Here is a 15,599-nt window from a genome sequence, read left to right as displayed (position 1 = left end):
TTGTTGCCCGACTGGTTTTACGATACCATCCCGCGTAGCCCACATTATTCTTGAGGGTTCGTGACGAAACCGACGAGACGCCACGCGAGACGGGCGCGCGGAGCCCCGAGAGGCCCAGGCATACTTGAAACGGTATGTTGAGGCTGCGAGGGGCGAGCCCGTCCGCCGGCATGCCGCTGAGCCGCATGCCGGCATGTCGCAGCGGCGTGTCGGCGGGTGTAGTAGAAGCCATCGTGAATAATGTAGGCCGGATATGATGTGTCTCTCCCATGCCGTGGCCGGCTGCCTCCGTGACGTGAGGGCCTGTCGGCCGCGTGTACGCCACACCTCATCATCGTCGTGACAAGCTGATCGTTCTCCTGGAAGCCCCCGGCTGCGGACCACTGCGGAGGGGAATTGTATGATGTGCGTAAAGACCGGAAAGATGGGCGGGACGGCGCGGAAGCGGCGCAACTCGTTGTTCGAGGCAAGGAGCCGGAGGAGCCCGGTAGTGCAATGGCCGTGACCCTCTCCCCCTGGAAAGCCGTGCTTCGTGATTGGCAGGTTCGCGCCGTGGCCGATGTGCTGGCACAGCCGCGTGAGGACTATCTCGTGACGGCCACGCCGGCGGCAGGGAAAACTCGCTTTGCGCTACGCATTGCCCATCACTATCTGGCTGCTCGCAGCGCCGGACGGGTGCTGGTGGTCTGTCCGACGAACCATCTGCGGACACAGTGGGCTTCCGCCGCCGGGCAGGTCGGCATTCAGCTCGATCCGGCCTTGTCGAACGAGCAAGCGCTGGAGGCACGGGATTATCACGGCGCGGTCGTGACCTATCAGCAAGTCTGTTTGGCGCCGGATGTGTTTCGCCGGGCCTGTCGGAGCCGCAAGACGCTGGTGATTCTCGACGAGTTACACCATGCCGGGGACGGCAAGGATTGGGGCAAGGCGCTGCGTGAATCATTCGGAGAAGCCGTGTTTCGCCTCGCCCTGTCCGGCACGCCGTTTCGCTCCGACAACAATCCCATTCCCTACGTGCGGTACGAGCAGGGCGAAAGTCAGGCGGATTTTACCTATGGCTACTCCCATTCCATCCGTGACGGGGTGTGCCGGCCGATTCTCTTCCCGAGTTATGAAGGGGAACTGACCTGGCTCTCTGATGGGCGCGAGCATCGAGCCACGTTCGAGGACGGGTTGACCTTCGAGCGTCAGCGCGAACGGCTTAAGACTGCGTTGCTCCAGGAGAGCTGGTTGGGACCGGTGTTGAGCGATGCCCATGCCGAGCTCCAGCGACTCCGCAAGCAGGAGCAGGCGGACGCGGGGGGCTTGATCGTGACGATGAACCAAGACCATGCGCGTCAGGTGGCCGACCTCGTGCAGAAGATTACGGGCACACGCGCGCAGGTGGCCGTCTCCGACGATCCGTCCGCCTCAAAAACCATCGAAACGTTCGCCCATCACAAGCAGCAGCAATGGCTGGTGGCGGTGAACATGGTCAGCGAAGGCGTCGATATTCCCCGCTTGCGTGTCGGAGTCTATGCGACCAACGTCTTAACGGAGATGTATTTCCGCCAGGTGGTCGGGCGGTTCGTGCGCATGCAGGAGAAAGTGCCGAAACCGCAGCGGGCCTGGCTTTACCTGCCCAAGGATGCGACGCTGGTGCATTATGCCAAGCGCATCAAGGTCGAGCGTGATCATGTGCTCGAAGACATCATGCCGGCCGTCCAGCGGACCCTCTTTGGGACCGCCGCGACGTCGTTGAAAGAATATATTCCGTTGAACGGTGTGGCTCGTCTCGATGCCTTGATCGGCGCCGAGGAGGGTGAGCCGTCCGGCGAAGGCAGGGGACAGCCGGAGCCGGCGGTCGCGCTACACGACCAGAAGAACAGCTTGCGGGACAGACATCGCCTGCTGGTCGGAGCCGTGGCGCGAAAGTGCGGAGTGGATCATCGGCAGCTCAATGCGGAGCTGATCAAGCGGACCGGTGGGCGAGTCGATCAGGCCACGATTCCGCAGTTGGAGCGGCGTATTGCCCTCCTCGAAAAATGGCGCGACTCCGGCTTCGATAAGAAGCGGTAAGCGCGAGTAGAGCATCATGAGACGAAGCCGTCACGCGGGCGAGCGATATGTTTGCCGGTGAATGGGCAAGAAAGGGAACCATGGTTGATACCAGAGTAAAGCAGCCGACGAGAAAGCCCGCAAGGAAGCGCGGCACGCAGACCGTGACCCCATCGGTGACGAAACAGGCCGCACCTGTGAGGCGTAGCCGCTCCGCTCGCCCGAAGCGGCCGACCGTGGCAGTGGTGGTGCTCTCCGGCTCGACACCGCTCCGCCGGAACAAAGCAGCGGAATTGGTGGCGGAGGAACTGAAGCTCGACCTGTCGAAAGTGAATCTTTCGTCCCTGGTCAGTCGGCGGGTCGGCGAAACCGAAAAGAATATCAACCGGGTATTCGACGACGCGGAGCGCAGCGGTTCGATCCTGTTTTTCGACGGAGCCGATGCGTTGTTCGGTACGCGACGCGGCGGTGCGAGTCCATACGCGGATGCCGGTGCCGCCCACCTGCTGCAACGCATCGAAGACCATAACGGACTGGTCATTCTGACGACCAACGGGAAAAGCCGGATCGATCAGGCCCTGTCGCGACAGGCGCGAGTGTCGGTGATGGTGGGGATCAAGAAGAAGAAGAAAACGTCAGTCTGACGAGTCGTGCTTCCCAAGGGTCGTTCGAGAAGCGATGTCATCAACACAGGATGGTCAAAAGGGCTGTTCATCAAGGCCGCAGCGAGGTCCACGGCGCGAAGAATAATGAGCGCCACGCTTGTGGACGCCGGCGAGGCGGTGAGCCGGCGGTGTCTTGAAGGTGAAGCGTACTCTGTCCCGTACGTTGAGGGGCCGGGCGATGCGAGAACGCGGCTGACAGGCTTTTTCAGCATCCTGTGAGGATTACTCCGTTTCTTCGCTCGCCTCCAAGCACTTGGTGCATTGCTCCAGATCGGGCACGCCATGCGCACTGCAGAATGGTCGGTGGCACAAGGCGCAGACCATATAGGTCATCTTGATTCGATCGTCGGCTTCGCAGCAGTAACAGTTTTTTGCGGTTCTTGCCTTCGGCATGGGTCCTCTCCTCGAAACCGGTATCGGCCTCAGTGTGTATCGTGATTGTCCGGCGGACCGATCGCCGATCGCGTCGGTGTGGTACGCCGCTTCATCCGTGCCGGTCCTGCTGCACGGAGGGCGTGGAAACGTCAGTCCCTGTGAGAGCGGGCAAGGCACCTAGGCCGAGTTAGCCTGAGGCGCTAAGGGCAGCAAGAGGTGTGATCGTGCTCGCGTCAACTCTCCGGAGATCGCCGGGGCGTTCCGGGGATGCTGCATCGTTATAACACATTTGAAGATTGCCGTGGCGGTTGGGGAGATGCGGCAAAACGAGGTCATCAGGTGCGCGGTGGGAGCCTCGTTGGAGAGGCGTTCTGTAATGCGCGGTGGATGGTTTCGGCTGCCACGCGGTTCCCTTCATCCGTCCAATGGGTATCGTCCGCAAGGTAGGTCGGAATGCCGGCGCGCGCTGCGGCTTTCAAGGCCGGCGTCAAATCGACATACTCTATGCGCGGATCTGATTCCTCCAGCAACTGCTGTACTTGGGTCGGCAGATCGCTGACGCGCCATTGTCGAATCGCTTCCGTCGTCAATGACACATTGTCGAGGTCATGGTAGACGCGGAATTTCTCCGGCACAAACGCCACCAGAAAGCGGATGTCTCGATCGCGGCAGAGTTTTGCCGCCTCGAGGATGGGGAAGAGTGCCTTGTGAAGGGTCCCACCTGACACCGGCTTTATTTCGGTGGATGCGAAAAACACCGTGCTGGCCCGGTGCGTGGCGTCGAGAAATTCGGCCCGGAATTCTGTTAGGGAACTATCCGGCATACATTTGTGATGTGGACGGAATAGAAGCGCCGAGACGTTTCTGGTTAATGATCGAAACCAGAAGTCTTGCCAGAAGTCGTGCCGCCCGTCGTTGATCGAGTGGCGAGTCTTCGTTTCATACGCTTCCGCGTCGGAAAAATCATTGCCTTCAAAAAACGCCCATACGACGGTCTTCGGCTGGAGTGGTAATCCGAACCGCCTGAGGACGGCCAGTTCCTGCTGAGGACCGTATCCTGAATGCCCGAGATTGGCGACAGACTTCCCTTGCAATTCACTCAGCCGCGTCGTGATCAAGTATTCGTCCGGCGTGAAGTAGCCCTCCATGTACGAGTCTCCGATCACGACGATCTCGGCCGAGTCGAGGTCACGGGCATTGCGAAATCCGTTCTGGTCATACCGGATGACAACCTTTCGTGCCGGATCAGGTGGAATGCACAGAGCTCCTCCGATGTTTCCCTGGTACGGCGCTTCATACTGATAATGTGGCTCGTGCCGCCACAAGAGTTCCCTGTCAAACTGCCTCCCCGTCACGCTCAAGGCCGTACCTGATTCGTACGCCCCGAGCAGCGAACGGTAGTCGACCGCACCGACTAGGACGGCTCCTTCGGCGAGCAACCAGCAGAAGACCAATGAGCCTGTCGTCAGAAGGAATCGTGTGCCCGCTTCCGAGAGCGGGATCGACGCGAACATTCCATACAATGCCCAGGCCAGTAAGTAGGCCGAGATCGCATTGTCGAGCAGGTGCCGGATGTTCGTCACCCCCGTGAAGAAAAGTATCCCGTATCCGATAAGGAAGACAAGGAAGGTCAAGATGGCGATGATTCTCCTGTGTGCCTCAGGTCGCATGATGAACTCGAATTGTGGCCGTGTGAGTGATGTGCCGATACCCGGCGAATAATCCGTTGCAGACTGAGAGCGTGCATCATATGAAGACTGCCGCTCCACAAGTGTCCAGTATTACTGGACACTTGCTGGGCTGTCAATGAGATAAGGACTCTGCTTGTCTCCGGCGATGCTGGGGTGGCTACTCGATCAACAGCATCAATGTATCAATCGTGTGGTTTTTCTTGATGACGAGGAGTAAACGCGAGTTGTGAGGAGGGTGCCGACCGTTTGGTGAGTAATGTACGTAAAGTAATACTGGACACAGTTTTGGTGCGAGGGCGTTGTGGCGCAGGAACTCGTCCCTGTCTCGAGGTGCACCGACTGCGGCAGAGAAGGTTTCGGTGGATAGATGCAGAACGGCAGAAGTCGCCGGAGAATCCTCAGCCGCTCGCTAGCCTTCCGCGGCGGCCACTTCCTCCCGCAGCAGAAATTTGATGGAGGGGTTCGATTTGATGCAATAGGCCAGCAGATGTTCGGTGGTAAACAGCATGACACCGCGGCCCTGCTGATCCACAAGACGAACGGTGTCGGAGGGCCAATAGACCGCAGCGATGGCGGCGGGATCACCGACGATCCAGCGGGCCATAGTGTGGGGCATGCGCTCGACGGAGGTTTTGACGCCGTATTCGTGCTCCAGTCGAGACATGACGACGTCGAACTGCAGTTCACCCACCGCGGCCAGCACCGGTTCGCGGCGCACGTGATCCGGTGAGTAGAAAATTTGCATGACCCCTTCCTCTTCCAGCTGCTTCAGACCCTTTTGAAACTGTTTGTGCTTGGAAATGTCCTGAGTCCGCAATAGGCCGAAACATTCCGGCGGAAAGTGCGGAATGGGATCGAAGGTCACCGTTGGGTCGGAGGTCAACGTATCGCCGATGGTGAAGAGGCCCGGATTCACTAAGCCCACCACATCGCCGGGGTAGGCCTCGTCGATCGTTTCGCGGTCGCGGCCGAAGAGCCGATGGGGCCGCGTCATCCGGATCTTGCGGCCTAGTCGAGCGTGATAGACCATCATGTCTTTTTCGAAGCGCCCGGAACAGATGCGGAGGAAGGCCATGCGGTCGCGATGCTGCGGATCCATGTTCGCCTGAATCTTGAACACGAAGCCGGAGAAGGTCTCATCCGTCGGTTGCACCAGGCCTTGGGCGCTGTGTCGGGGGCCCGGAGGTGGCGCGAGTGTCGTGAAGGCATCGAGGAAAGGGCCGACGCCGAAGTTAGTCAGGGCGCTGCCGAAGAACACCGGCGTGAGTTCACCGGCGAGAAACCGGTCACGATCAAAGGAGGTGCCTGCGCCCGTCAGTAGGCCGATTTCTTCTTGCAGCGGACCGTAGGCCTCGCCGAGGGTGTCCGCCAATTTCGGGTTGGGGAAGGCCTCCACGGTCATGGGGGCGCGCCGTTGGTTGTGCGAGGTGCGTTGGAAAAACAACACTTGGCGCTGTTGGAAATCGTAGACGCCCTGAAAGCCGGACCCTTCGCCGATCGGCCAATTGAACGGGACTGCCGTCATGCCCAGCGTGCGCTCGATCTCATCGAGTAGGTCGAAGGGGTGACGTCCGGGCTGGTCCATTTTGTTGATGAAGGTCAGGATCGGAATGCCGCGTTTGCGACAGACGGCGAAGAGTTTCTTCGTCTGAGGTTCGATGCCCTTGGCGCCGTCCAGTACCATGACGGCGCTATCCACCGCCATGAGGGTCCGATAGGTGTCTTCGCTGAAGTCCTGGTGTCCCGGCGTGTCGAGCAAATTGATCCGCGCGCCGTGATAGTCGAACTGCAGCATCGTGGACGTAATCGAAATGCCGCGCGCCTGTTCGAGTTCCATCCAGTCTGATTTGGCTTGGCGTTGGGTGGAGCGGGCCTGCACAGCACCGGCCAGGTGGACCGCCCCGGCATACAGCAGGAGCTTTTCGGTCAGCGTGGTCTTTCCGGCATCCGGATGGGAGATGATGGCAAACGTGCGCCGCCGCAAGACTTCTCGTCGTAGCTCGTCGGACGCAGACTTTTCAACCGGCAGGGACATAGATGGTCTCTTGGTGATGAAGCTGTCGACAGGACAGGGGCGATGTGGCTGCCTATCTTGGCAAATGACAACCCTTTCTTTTATCAGTCGGAGCGGGGCGGGGGCAAGAAGGGGGAGGGGCGTGCAGCCTGATACTCCCGTGCTCGCGCAACGCGCGGTCGCGGACTCCCCTCGTTGGACGCGCGCACTTGGGAGCACCAGGCTGTCCGCCCCAGTAGAGGAATAAGATGAGGGCCGAGAACGCGCACGATTGGCATGTGCTCGTCCCATGCGCACAGCCACAGACCCGCCTGACCCCCCCTTGGATAAGGGGGAGTGGAGGAATGTCGGAAGAAAGGCTACTGAACCGAGCCGGGGAGGCTATTTGCCCAATGGATTGGTCAACGCTCCCTTGGCGCCCTCCTTGATATCCTTGACGTCTCCCTTTACCTGACCGACGCCCTGCTTGGTTTTGTCGAGATCTAATTTCTTCGCGTCTTCTTTTGTTTGCGTCGCATCGGTTTTGAGTTTGCCGGTGGCTTCCGTCAAAGACTTGCCGGTGCCCTTCATCGCTTCTTTGCCTTCAGTGATGAGGCCGTCGGCATGGGCTGATGGCACCAGCGATGAAACAGCGCTTGCACCGAGACTGACGGCAACTGTGAGAGCGACGATCAATGCCTTCTGCATGATGAGCCTCCTTGGTGAGTGGGCACTATACCAGCCTCAGTTGCATCTTTGTTCCACTATTTGGTGCATCCATCGATCCTGGCTTGGCATTTTGGACTATGACTGAGACGGGTTACACAACTCTTGCGTGGGCCTTTTCCATAAGGTGCGCAATGCCGCCTGGAAAAGGAGTGACGAGGCAGTCGCGTGGTCCCTGTGCTCGCGCAACGCGCGGACGCGGACGTCCCTCGTTGGACGCGCGCACTTAGGCCCACACAACCACCTCGCACCTATGATGGCAGGACGACGATGAATGGTGTGGTTGGGAAATATATCGCTCCAGACTAGATACTACACTCTCCATTGAGGGAGGTTGTGTACATTAGGTGTCTGGATGGTTATTATTTCGCGGCAGCTCGGACGGCTTTGCAGAATCAGCACATGAATGAGCCTTGGACGCGCGATCAACTGCTTGTTGTTTTTAACCTGTATTGTAGAATTCCTTTTTCAAAAACCAAGGCGAATAATCCATTGGTCATCGAAGTTGCTCGTCAGATAGGGAGATCAGCCGCAGCGGTAGCGATGAAGCTGGGTAATTTTGGTTCATTCGATTCTGCGTTGCGCGCCAAAGGGATCAAGGGGCTTTCTGGGGCAAGCAGGGCGGACCGTGCTATTTGGGAGGAGTTCAATCAGGACTGGGCGAAGCTCTCGATTGAAAGTGGACTTGCGGCAGATCGCTTCCCAGGCAGTTCATTGGCACTGCCTCCGGAGCGGGATGTAGCGAGTCGGCCTGTCGACGGTTATCTTGCCAAGTGTGCTGATATCGTTAGCGGACCGAGTGAAACGGCCCGCGAAGTCAAAGTTCGGTTGCACCAGAGATTCTTTAGGGAGGCTGTTCTGGCCTCATATGGAGACAGTTGTTGCGTCTGTTCCAATCCGGTTCCTCAGTTGCTCATGGCTGCACATATTGTTCCTTGGGCCGAGAGAGAGGATCTTCGCGTTAATCCAAGGAATGGTTTGTGTCTGTGTTCGCTTCATCATGACGCGTTTGATAATGGACTATGGGCGATCGACGATACTTATCAGATAAAGTTGTCTTCTGCGCTGAGAGCCTACCTGCCAAGCAGAATTCTTGAGGTAAATTTCGTCGAGTTCTCATGTGCCCAGATTCGTATGCCGGACAAGTTCTGGCCAGAGAAGGAGTTCCTCGCCTTCCATCGTTCGAACCTATTTCGTGAATAATCTTGGATCCACTTGTGCGAGCCACAATGGAGAAGACATGACAACAAACGATGAGAGGGCACAGCGTGCCAGGACTGTTCTCGAGCTGTATGCCGTGCAATTTGGTGACCCTTATGATCCACGCGGAACTTTGATCGACGTGCTGACGGATCTTATGCATCTGATCGCCAAGGAGCCTGAGTTAGGGTTGGAATTTGAAAGCAGCTTAAAGATGGCCAGATTTCACTTCGAGGCTGAGGCCGAAGAATGCCTGGATACTTAACGAGATGAAATGGCAGAAACACTATCGAATCTTCATCTTCTAAGATTCTCAGCCATACGCCATACTTATATGACCACTTCTCATCCCCGCGATCCATTGCACGGCATCACGCTGGAGACCATCGTGACCACCTTGGTCGAGCGGCACGGGTGGGCTGAGCTTGGCCGTCGCTTGCCGGTGCGTTGCTTTCTGCATAACCCCAGCATCAAGTCGAGCCTCACGTTTCTGCGCAAGACGCAGTGGGCGCGCGAGCGGGTCGAGGGGATGTATATCGCAGAGCTCCCTTGATCGCCAGCTGTCCGCGCTGTTCAATCCAAACGCCCTACACAAGGAATTCACGGCTCCATGGCTCCGAATGCGACGATTTTCAAAGCAGTCCTCCACCTTGCTGACGTGGATCGCCATTATTACGAAGACCATACGGTCACCCTCGCCCGCCATCCGTCTGAAACCGACGAGCGGATGATGGTCCGTCTGCTGGCCTTTGCACGGCATGCGCATGACGCCTTGTCGTTCGGCCGCGGGTTGAGCAGTGAGGATGAGCCGGCGCTGTGGCAGAAGGATTTGACGGGTCTGATCGAGTTGTGGATCGAGGTGGGCTTGCCCGACGACAGGGCTGTCCGCCAAGCCTGCGGCCGCGCCAAGCAAGTCTGTGTCTATACGTATGGCGGCCGTGCGGCGGACCAATGGTGGAAGCAGCAGGAGGCGGCCCTCGATCGATTGAACAATCTCACGGTCTTGAACCTGTCGCCGGAGGGGAGCCGGGCCCTGGCTGGTCTCGCGCAGCGTCAGATGGACCTGCACTGCACGATACAAGACGGACAGGTGTTGATCGGTGACGGAACGCATGCCGCACAGATCGAACTGACCACGTGGAAAGCGGCGGTCACGGACCGGTAACCCATACAAGATGCCGGGCATTCGGTGCATGCCTCGGACTGGAATCAGACATCATGAAAGAGAAGAAACGCATTCCCACGGACGGAGAGGGCATGGTCTGGAAGAGCCCGTTCGCGGTCTTGAAACAGATCGAGGTGCCGCAGCAGACTCAGCAACGCGGCGCGGTCAATCCTCCCGAAGAGACCTCGCGTAAGCAGACGAACCCTCGTGGACGGGTGGATATCATCCGGCAGACGGCGCATCGCGGCGGGAAGACGGTCACGGTCGTCACGGGTTTTGCCGGTATCGGCCAGGCCGAGAAGGAACAATTGGCCAAGGAGATGCAGAAGGCCTGCGGGGTCGGCGGCACGGTGAAGGACGGGCGGATCGAGATTCAAGGTGATAAACGTGATGACGTCGCGCGCATACTCACCAAGGCCGGATTCCGTCCGGTCTTTGCGGGCGGGTGAGGGGCTATGGCGGAACCGCTCAAAAATCGTTTCGACCCGGAGGTGCCACGCACGATCGCGAGGATGATCAGCGCCGTCTATCCTCGATTCGACGAGAAGGCGTTCGTCCGGTCGGCGTTGGACGGGTATGAGGCTCTCGAACTCATGCCGCGCGGCCGGAAAATCGCGCATGAACTTCGCCGGTTCATGCCGGACGACTATGAGCACGCCATCGAGATTCTTCTGAACTCGCTCGATCAGCACCAGGGGCGAACGGCTGTCCAGGGCATGGGCGGCTTCCTCTTTCTTCCGCACGTCTTCTTCGTGGCCGAATACGGACTGGATCACTTCGAAGCCTCTATGCGCGCACAGTATGTGCTAACGCAACGCTTCACTGCAGAATTCAGCATCCGCCGGTATTTAGAGCGGCACCAGGCGGCCACGTTGGCCCGACTGGCTGAATGGACGACTGATCCCAGCGAGGATGTTCGGCGCCTGGTCTCGGAAGGCACGCGCCCCCGGTTGCCCTGGGCCCCAAGACTTCGCGCGTTCCAGGCTGATCCGCGACCGGTGCTGGCCCTCCTGGAACGACTCAAGGACGATCCATCACTCTATGTGCGTCGCAGCGTGGCCAACAATCTGAATGACATCGGCAAGGACCATCCTGCCCTTCTGGTCGAGACGGCTCAGCGATGGCTCGTGGATGCGACGGAGGAGCGCCGCTGGATCATTCGCCATGCCTTGCGCTCGGCGGTGAAACGCGGGGAGTCCGGCGCGCTGGAGGTCTTGGGATTCGGTCATGTCCCGCGCGTCGCGGTGGAGAAGGTGCGTATCATCCCGCAACGCCCTGCGATCGGATCCTCTGTGACTATTACCTGCGAGATCGCCAACAGGGCGACGGTCGCACAACCGGTGCTGGTGGATTTACGCGTGCACTACGTGAAGGCGAACGGGAGGACGACGCCGAAAGTCTTCAAACTGAAAGCGGTCGAATTGCCGGCGCGGGCGGCGGTGCGGTTGGCCAAGCGACTGTCCCTGTCGCAGCTCACCACGCGCACACATTATCCCGGCCTTCACCGGGTGGAACTCCTCGTCAACGGGCGTCCGCATTCGTTGGGCACCTTCCATCTGATCGCGGCCTCAAGACGGCGTTCGACGTCGGCATGAACGCACGCCGTGCCGTCAGGTCTCTCGCACGATTTCTTCCGTTGACAGCCTGTTCCTAAGGGTCTAGCCTAAGGCCGCCACGTTTCTACTCGTTCGCATGTGTCCCTCGACCGAGGTGATTTCATGCCGCACGTCTCCACCGAACTCATCCCCTGGTTTGATACCGACCTGACAAGCAGGAGGTCTTGCCATGTATACCGACTTCTATGGTCTCATCCGGGAACCCTTCGGCACCACGCCCGACGCCGACAACCTGTTCCTGAGCCCGAGTCATCGCGAGGCCCTCGGCTCGATTTTGTATGGGATCAAAGAACGGAAGGGTGTGATACTGGTCACGGGTGAGGTCGGCGTCGGGAAAACCACGATCCTGCGCCGTTACCTGCAGATCGCCGCACCGTCGCAACAATCGTCACCGCATCCACAACAGACCGTCCACCTCTACAATCCCAACCTGACGTTCGAGCGGCTCCTTGCCACGATCCTTCAGCAATTGGGCATTCAACCGGCCGGTGCGGAGCAGTCGGAGATGCTCAGGCAATTGCATGAGGCAGCCGGGGCCGAGCACGGAAGGGGCGGCACCATCGTCTTGGTCATCGACGAGGCCCAGTGCATGCCCATCGAGACACTGGAAGGCATCCGGATGCTCACCAATCTGGAGACGGCGCATGACAAACTCATCCAGATCGTGCTCACCGGTCAGCCTGAATTGGAAGCGTTGCTGGAGCGGCACGAAGTGCGTCACGTTCGAGAGCGCATCGCGGTTCGCGCCAGGATCTTGCCGCTTACCGAGTCGGAGAGCTTGGCCTATATCCAACACCGGCTCGACCAAGCCAGCCGGGAACAGGTCTCGATTTTCTCGCCTGCGGCGCTCCGCGTGATCGTCCAGGCGGCGCGCGGCATTCCCCGGCGGCTCAATATTCTCTGCGACAACACGCTGATGGCGGGATTTCGCCGGAGGGAGCCCATCATCTCGCGTCAAATCGCCCAGGAGGTCACGGCCGAGATCGATGACGTTCGGAGGGTACCGCTCTGGAAGCGCCGCGAGGCTGCCGTACTGGTGGCGTTGCTGGCTCTCGTCGTTCCGGCTGGTTTCTATCTGGAATGGTTCCCGACCGGGCATCAGGAAGGGCTTGAGCCGCCGGCGAGTGAGAGGCCGACAAGGCAGCAGGATAGGGGACTCGAGCAGCCCGCGCCCGCGTCGCCGGCCCTGCCGCTTGAATCCTTATCGCCGCTTGCGACGGCCCACGCGGAGCTCCCATGGGTCAAGCCGCCTGCACCGCTGCCGCCTCCGCGCCCCGTGCCGGTCCTGCCCGAGCTCGTGCGAGTGAGCGGGGCTCCTCCGGCGTTGCCGGAGAAGGATGCCGCCCAGACTTCCGAGGCCAGTGTCGTCCAGGTTGCCGTGGGCGCCGAGATGATTTCATCGGAGGATGCGGAGTCCGGGGAGACGGCTCGACTGTTGGTGGTCTTGCTGGACGCGGGCCGCGTGGTGCTGGGAAAGGCGCAGGCGTCGATCAACAACCCTCGCCTTGAAGACAAGGGGTTCTCCGGGGCGGTGTTTCACGTCCGGCTGCGCAAGGAATTCCTGGCGAGGACCGGGCATGACCTGCAGGCTCTGAATGCGGCCGCGATGCCGGAGCGGGCCAAGCCGCTGCTGAGCAAACTGGCCGGCCTCATGCAGAAGGCGGTGCAAGAGGTGCAGACAGACATCAACAAGAAGGGCATCGGGTTCAAGGGCTTCATTCCCGCGACGTTCGGGACGCAGGTGGCCGCGATCTTTTCACGGGATACCGGGCTTAAGTTACGACAGATCGGCCCGCCGGAAATTGAACCGAGGAACCCGGAGAATCGGCCGGACGAGCAGGAAACCGAAGCGTTGCTCACCATTCAGAAGAGCCATCCCCGGGTGGGAGACCACGTCATTTCGCAGCGTTTGCCGGATCATAGCGTACGGGTCTTGCTGCCGCTGTTCTACACGAGGGCTTGCTTGAGCTGCCACGGCAAACCCAAGGGAGAGGTCGATATCTCCGGCTACGAAAAGGAAGGCTTCAAGGAAGGCGATCTCGGCGGGGCCATTTCGGTGATCCTTCCCGCTGCTGCCGAAACCGCCATGAGTCAATGAGAGCGCTGAGTCGAACGAACTGATGCCGGCTAGGCGCTCAGCTGCCTCGGATCAATCGTCTGCCCCGTCATGGTCCCTTCCACGCTCGCCAGATAGGACTGCGCAACCTGATCCGCAGGGAGACCGATCGACGGGTCCATGCCTCTGGCGATCAGCGTTTCCGTCACCCAGGGCGGACTCACCACATTCACGCGAAGGCCGCGCGGCACATCGAGCGCAGCGGCGCGGACAAATCCCTCCAGACCCGCATTGGCCATGCTGATCGCGCAGCTGCCTTTCATGGGTTCCCGGCTGAGGACGCCGCTGGTCAGCGTGAACGAACCATGGTTGGTCACGTAGGCCTTGCCGATGCGGACCAGATTCGCCTGGCCCATGAGTTTGTTCTTCAGGCCGATGAAGTAGTCGTCGTACGTCAGATCGTCCAGGCTTCCGAATTTGGCGATCCCCGCCGTGCTCACGACGGCATCGCAGCTGCCGACCGCTGTGAAGAGGCTGGTGATGGAGTCCGGCGACGCCAGATCGACCTGATACGTTCCCTTCTTGTGTCCCACCACCACCACGTCGTGCCGCGTCGAGAGCAGCCTCACGACGGCTGAGCCAATGGTCCCTGTTCCTCCGATTACGATTACTCGCATGCCGTATCTCCCTTGTTCATGTGTCGCGCATGGTAGTCAGTCGGTTGTGCCGGACGCAAGCCTGCGGGTGTCGCTCACTCCGGGCAGTCGATGACATATTGCGGTCTGGTCGACGGATCGATGGCGGATTGAACGTAGCGGCAAGGGGGAATGTCTGCCTGCAATCGCCGCAGGAGCACGGTGATTTTCATATTCGACGGGACCTCGCAGAGCCACACATGCATGCCGGATTCCTGGTCGTCGAAATGCCGTTGTACGGTAAATCCCGGCTTCTCCATGAAATAGGCGGAGAGAAAGCCGTTGATGGCCTGGACGGTCCAGGGATGTTCTGTAATGTATCGGGAGGTGAGTCGAAGTTCCACGACCTGGTTACTCTGCTCTGCATCCATGCGGGCGGCGCTCCTTGCTGGTGATGGAGGGACACTGTAGCAGGTTGTGGAGAACGGTCGCCAGCGGCTTACACACTGAATCCGCGTCAGGCTGCGCCAAGTTTGGCTGGGTGGAACATTGAGACGACCGTGAGGATCTGTGTAAGGTACGGCATGGAGGACTTCACGTCATGCTGACTGCCTACAATCAGGTGCCGATTCCCTCGTTCATGTACGGAACCGCATGGAAAAAGGCCGCGACGACTCAATTGGTGCTGGAGGCCGTGGCCGCCGGGTTTACCGCAATCGATACGGCCAACCAGTTGATCCATTATCAGGAAGCGCTGGTCGGTGAGGCGCTCGTGGAGCTGGCGAAGCAGGGCACGCCTCGTGAGCGGTTGTTCGTGCAGACCAAGTTCACGCCGGTCAACGGCCAGGATCATCGCACGCCCTACGATGCGCAGGCCGATCTCACCACGCAGGTGAGGCAATCGTTCGACAGCTCGCTGGCCCATCTTCACACGGACTATCTCGACTCCTACGTCCTGCACGGTCCGTACTCTCGGCGCGGGTTGGGGGCGGAGGATTGGGAGGTCTGGGCCGCCATCGAAGCGTTGTACGATGCGGGCAAGACCAGAATGATCGGCGTCAGCAACGTGTCCGCCGAACAACTGACACTCCTCTGTGCCAAAGCGAGACATAAGCCGATGGTCGTCCAGAATCGTTGTTATGCCGCGCTGGGTTGGGATCAGGACGTACGGGAGATCTGCCGGAACCACCGGATCGTCTATCAAGGCTTCTCGTTGCTGACCGCCAATCGCGAGATCTTCGCCGATCCGGAGGTGCGGGCCATGGCCGTCAAATATGGCGTCGGGTTGGCGCAGCTGGTGTTCCGGTTCGCCATGCAGATCGGGATGCTGCCGTTGACCGGTACGACCAATCCGCAGCACATGAAGGAAGATCTCGAATCCGACCGATTGACGATTGCCTCGGAAGACCTGCGACGACTTGAGACGATAGGGATATAAGG

General features: G+C 59.6%; 17 protein-coding genes. 11 read left to right on the top strand and 6 right to left on the bottom strand.

The window, feature by feature from the left end; genetic code table 11:
- Positions 1-405 precede the first annotated feature (405 nt).
- Positions 406-2,058 carry a DEAD/DEAH box helicase gene (locus tag KJA79_RS13450; protein WP_213042562.1) on the top strand — a complete coding sequence of 551 codons (1,653 nt, stop codon included), beginning with the start codon at positions 406-408 and terminating at the stop codon, positions 2,056-2,058.
- Positions 2,059-2,138: 80 nt separating this feature from the next.
- Complete coding sequence (locus KJA79_RS13445) at positions 2,139-2,681, top strand: AAA family ATPase (RefSeq protein WP_213042561.1); 543 nt, start codon at positions 2,139-2,141, stop codon at positions 2,679-2,681.
- Positions 2,682-2,924: 243 nt separating this feature from the next.
- Here KJA79_RS13445 and KJA79_RS13440 read toward each other — a convergent pair whose 3' ends face one another.
- Positions 2,925-3,095: a hypothetical protein gene (locus KJA79_RS13440; protein WP_213042560.1), complete on the bottom strand. Its 171-nt coding sequence runs from the start codon at positions 3,093-3,095 to the stop codon at positions 2,925-2,927.
- Here KJA79_RS13440 and KJA79_RS13435 point away from each other — a divergent pair.
- A complete protein-coding gene (locus tag KJA79_RS13435; RefSeq protein ID WP_213042559.1) occupies positions 3,094-3,258 on the top strand; it encodes a hypothetical protein in 165 nt (54 codons plus the stop codon). The two genes, KJA79_RS13440 and KJA79_RS13435, sit on opposite strands and share 2 nt — an antisense overlap.
- Positions 3,259-3,412: 154 nt before the next feature.
- Here KJA79_RS13435 and KJA79_RS13430 read toward each other — a convergent pair whose 3' ends face one another.
- The 3 genes from KJA79_RS13430 to KJA79_RS13420 form a co-directional block, all read right to left on the bottom strand.
- Positions 3,413-4,747 (bottom strand): alginate O-acetyltransferase AlgX-related protein, encoded by a 1,335-nt coding sequence (locus tag KJA79_RS13430; RefSeq protein WP_213042558.1) that lies wholly within the window; start codon positions 4,745-4,747, stop codon positions 3,413-3,415.
- A gap of 430 nt (positions 4,748-5,177) precedes the next feature.
- A complete protein-coding gene (locus tag KJA79_RS13425) occupies positions 5,178-6,803 on the bottom strand; it encodes a peptide chain release factor 3 (RefSeq protein ID WP_213042557.1) in 1,626 nt (541 codons plus the stop codon).
- A gap of 360 nt (positions 6,804-7,163) precedes the next feature.
- Positions 7,164-7,469 (bottom strand): hypothetical protein, encoded by a 306-nt coding sequence (locus KJA79_RS13420; protein ID WP_213042556.1) that lies wholly within the window; start codon positions 7,467-7,469, stop codon positions 7,164-7,166.
- Positions 7,470-7,889: 420 nt separating this feature from the next.
- Here KJA79_RS13420 and KJA79_RS13415 point away from each other — a divergent pair, with 420 nt between their 5' ends.
- The 7 genes from KJA79_RS13415 (at position 7,890) to KJA79_RS13385 (ending at position 13,566) form a co-directional block, all read left to right on the top strand.
- Entirely contained in the window at positions 7,890-8,690 is an 801-nt protein-coding gene (locus tag KJA79_RS13415) for an HNH endonuclease (protein ID WP_213042555.1), read from the top strand.
- Positions 8,691-8,727: 37 nt separating this feature from the next.
- Positions 8,728-8,952: a hypothetical protein gene (locus tag KJA79_RS13410; protein ID WP_213042554.1), complete on the top strand. Its 225-nt coding sequence runs from the start codon at positions 8,728-8,730 to the stop codon at positions 8,950-8,952.
- Positions 8,953-9,021: 69 nt separating this feature from the next.
- Positions 9,022-9,240: a VF530 family protein gene (locus tag KJA79_RS13405; RefSeq protein WP_213042553.1), complete on the top strand. Its 219-nt coding sequence runs from the start codon at positions 9,022-9,024 to the stop codon at positions 9,238-9,240.
- A 57-nt stretch (positions 9,241-9,297) separates the two neighbouring features.
- Positions 9,298-9,852, top strand: coding sequence for a YaeQ family protein (locus KJA79_RS13400; protein WP_213042552.1), 555 nt, complete (start codon positions 9,298-9,300; stop codon positions 9,850-9,852).
- Positions 9,853-9,905: 53 nt separating this feature from the next.
- Positions 9,906-10,301: a translation initiation factor gene (locus KJA79_RS13395; RefSeq protein WP_213042551.1), complete on the top strand. Its 396-nt coding sequence runs from the start codon at positions 9,906-9,908 to the stop codon at positions 10,299-10,301.
- 6 nt (positions 10,302-10,307) lie between these two features.
- Positions 10,308-11,447 carry a DNA alkylation repair protein gene (locus KJA79_RS13390; protein ID WP_213042550.1) on the top strand — a complete coding sequence of 380 codons (1,140 nt, stop codon included), beginning with the start codon at positions 10,308-10,310 and terminating at the stop codon, positions 11,445-11,447.
- Positions 11,448-11,637: 190 nt separating this feature from the next.
- Positions 11,638-13,566 (top strand): AAA family ATPase, encoded by a 1,929-nt coding sequence (locus tag KJA79_RS13385; RefSeq protein WP_213042549.1) that lies wholly within the window; start codon positions 11,638-11,640, stop codon positions 13,564-13,566.
- Positions 13,567-13,595: 29 nt separating this feature from the next.
- Here KJA79_RS13385 and KJA79_RS13380 read toward each other — a convergent pair whose 3' ends face one another.
- Together KJA79_RS13380 and KJA79_RS13375 are read right to left on the bottom strand one after the other, a co-directional pair.
- Positions 13,596-14,201, bottom strand: a complete 606-nt coding sequence (locus KJA79_RS13380; RefSeq protein WP_213042548.1) for a short chain dehydrogenase — start codon at positions 14,199-14,201, stop codon at positions 13,596-13,598.
- Positions 14,202-14,275: 74 nt separating this feature from the next.
- A complete protein-coding gene (locus KJA79_RS13375) occupies positions 14,276-14,590 on the bottom strand; it encodes a hypothetical protein (protein ID WP_213042547.1) in 315 nt (104 codons plus the stop codon).
- Between the two features lie 170 nt (positions 14,591-14,760).
- Between KJA79_RS13375 and KJA79_RS13370 the strand changes: the two genes are divergently transcribed.
- Positions 14,761-15,597, top strand: a complete 837-nt coding sequence (locus KJA79_RS13370; RefSeq protein WP_213042546.1) for an aldo/keto reductase family protein — start codon at positions 14,761-14,763, stop codon at positions 15,595-15,597.
- Positions 15,598-15,599 lie beyond the last annotated feature (2 nt).

The sequence above is a fragment of the Nitrospira defluvii genome (assembly GCF_905220995.1).
Classification (GTDB): Bacteria; Nitrospirota; Nitrospiria; order Nitrospirales; family Nitrospiraceae; genus Nitrospira_A; species Nitrospira_A defluvii_C.
Note: the sequence above shows the minus strand (reverse complement) of the source record. Positions and strands in the feature narration are given on the sequence as shown.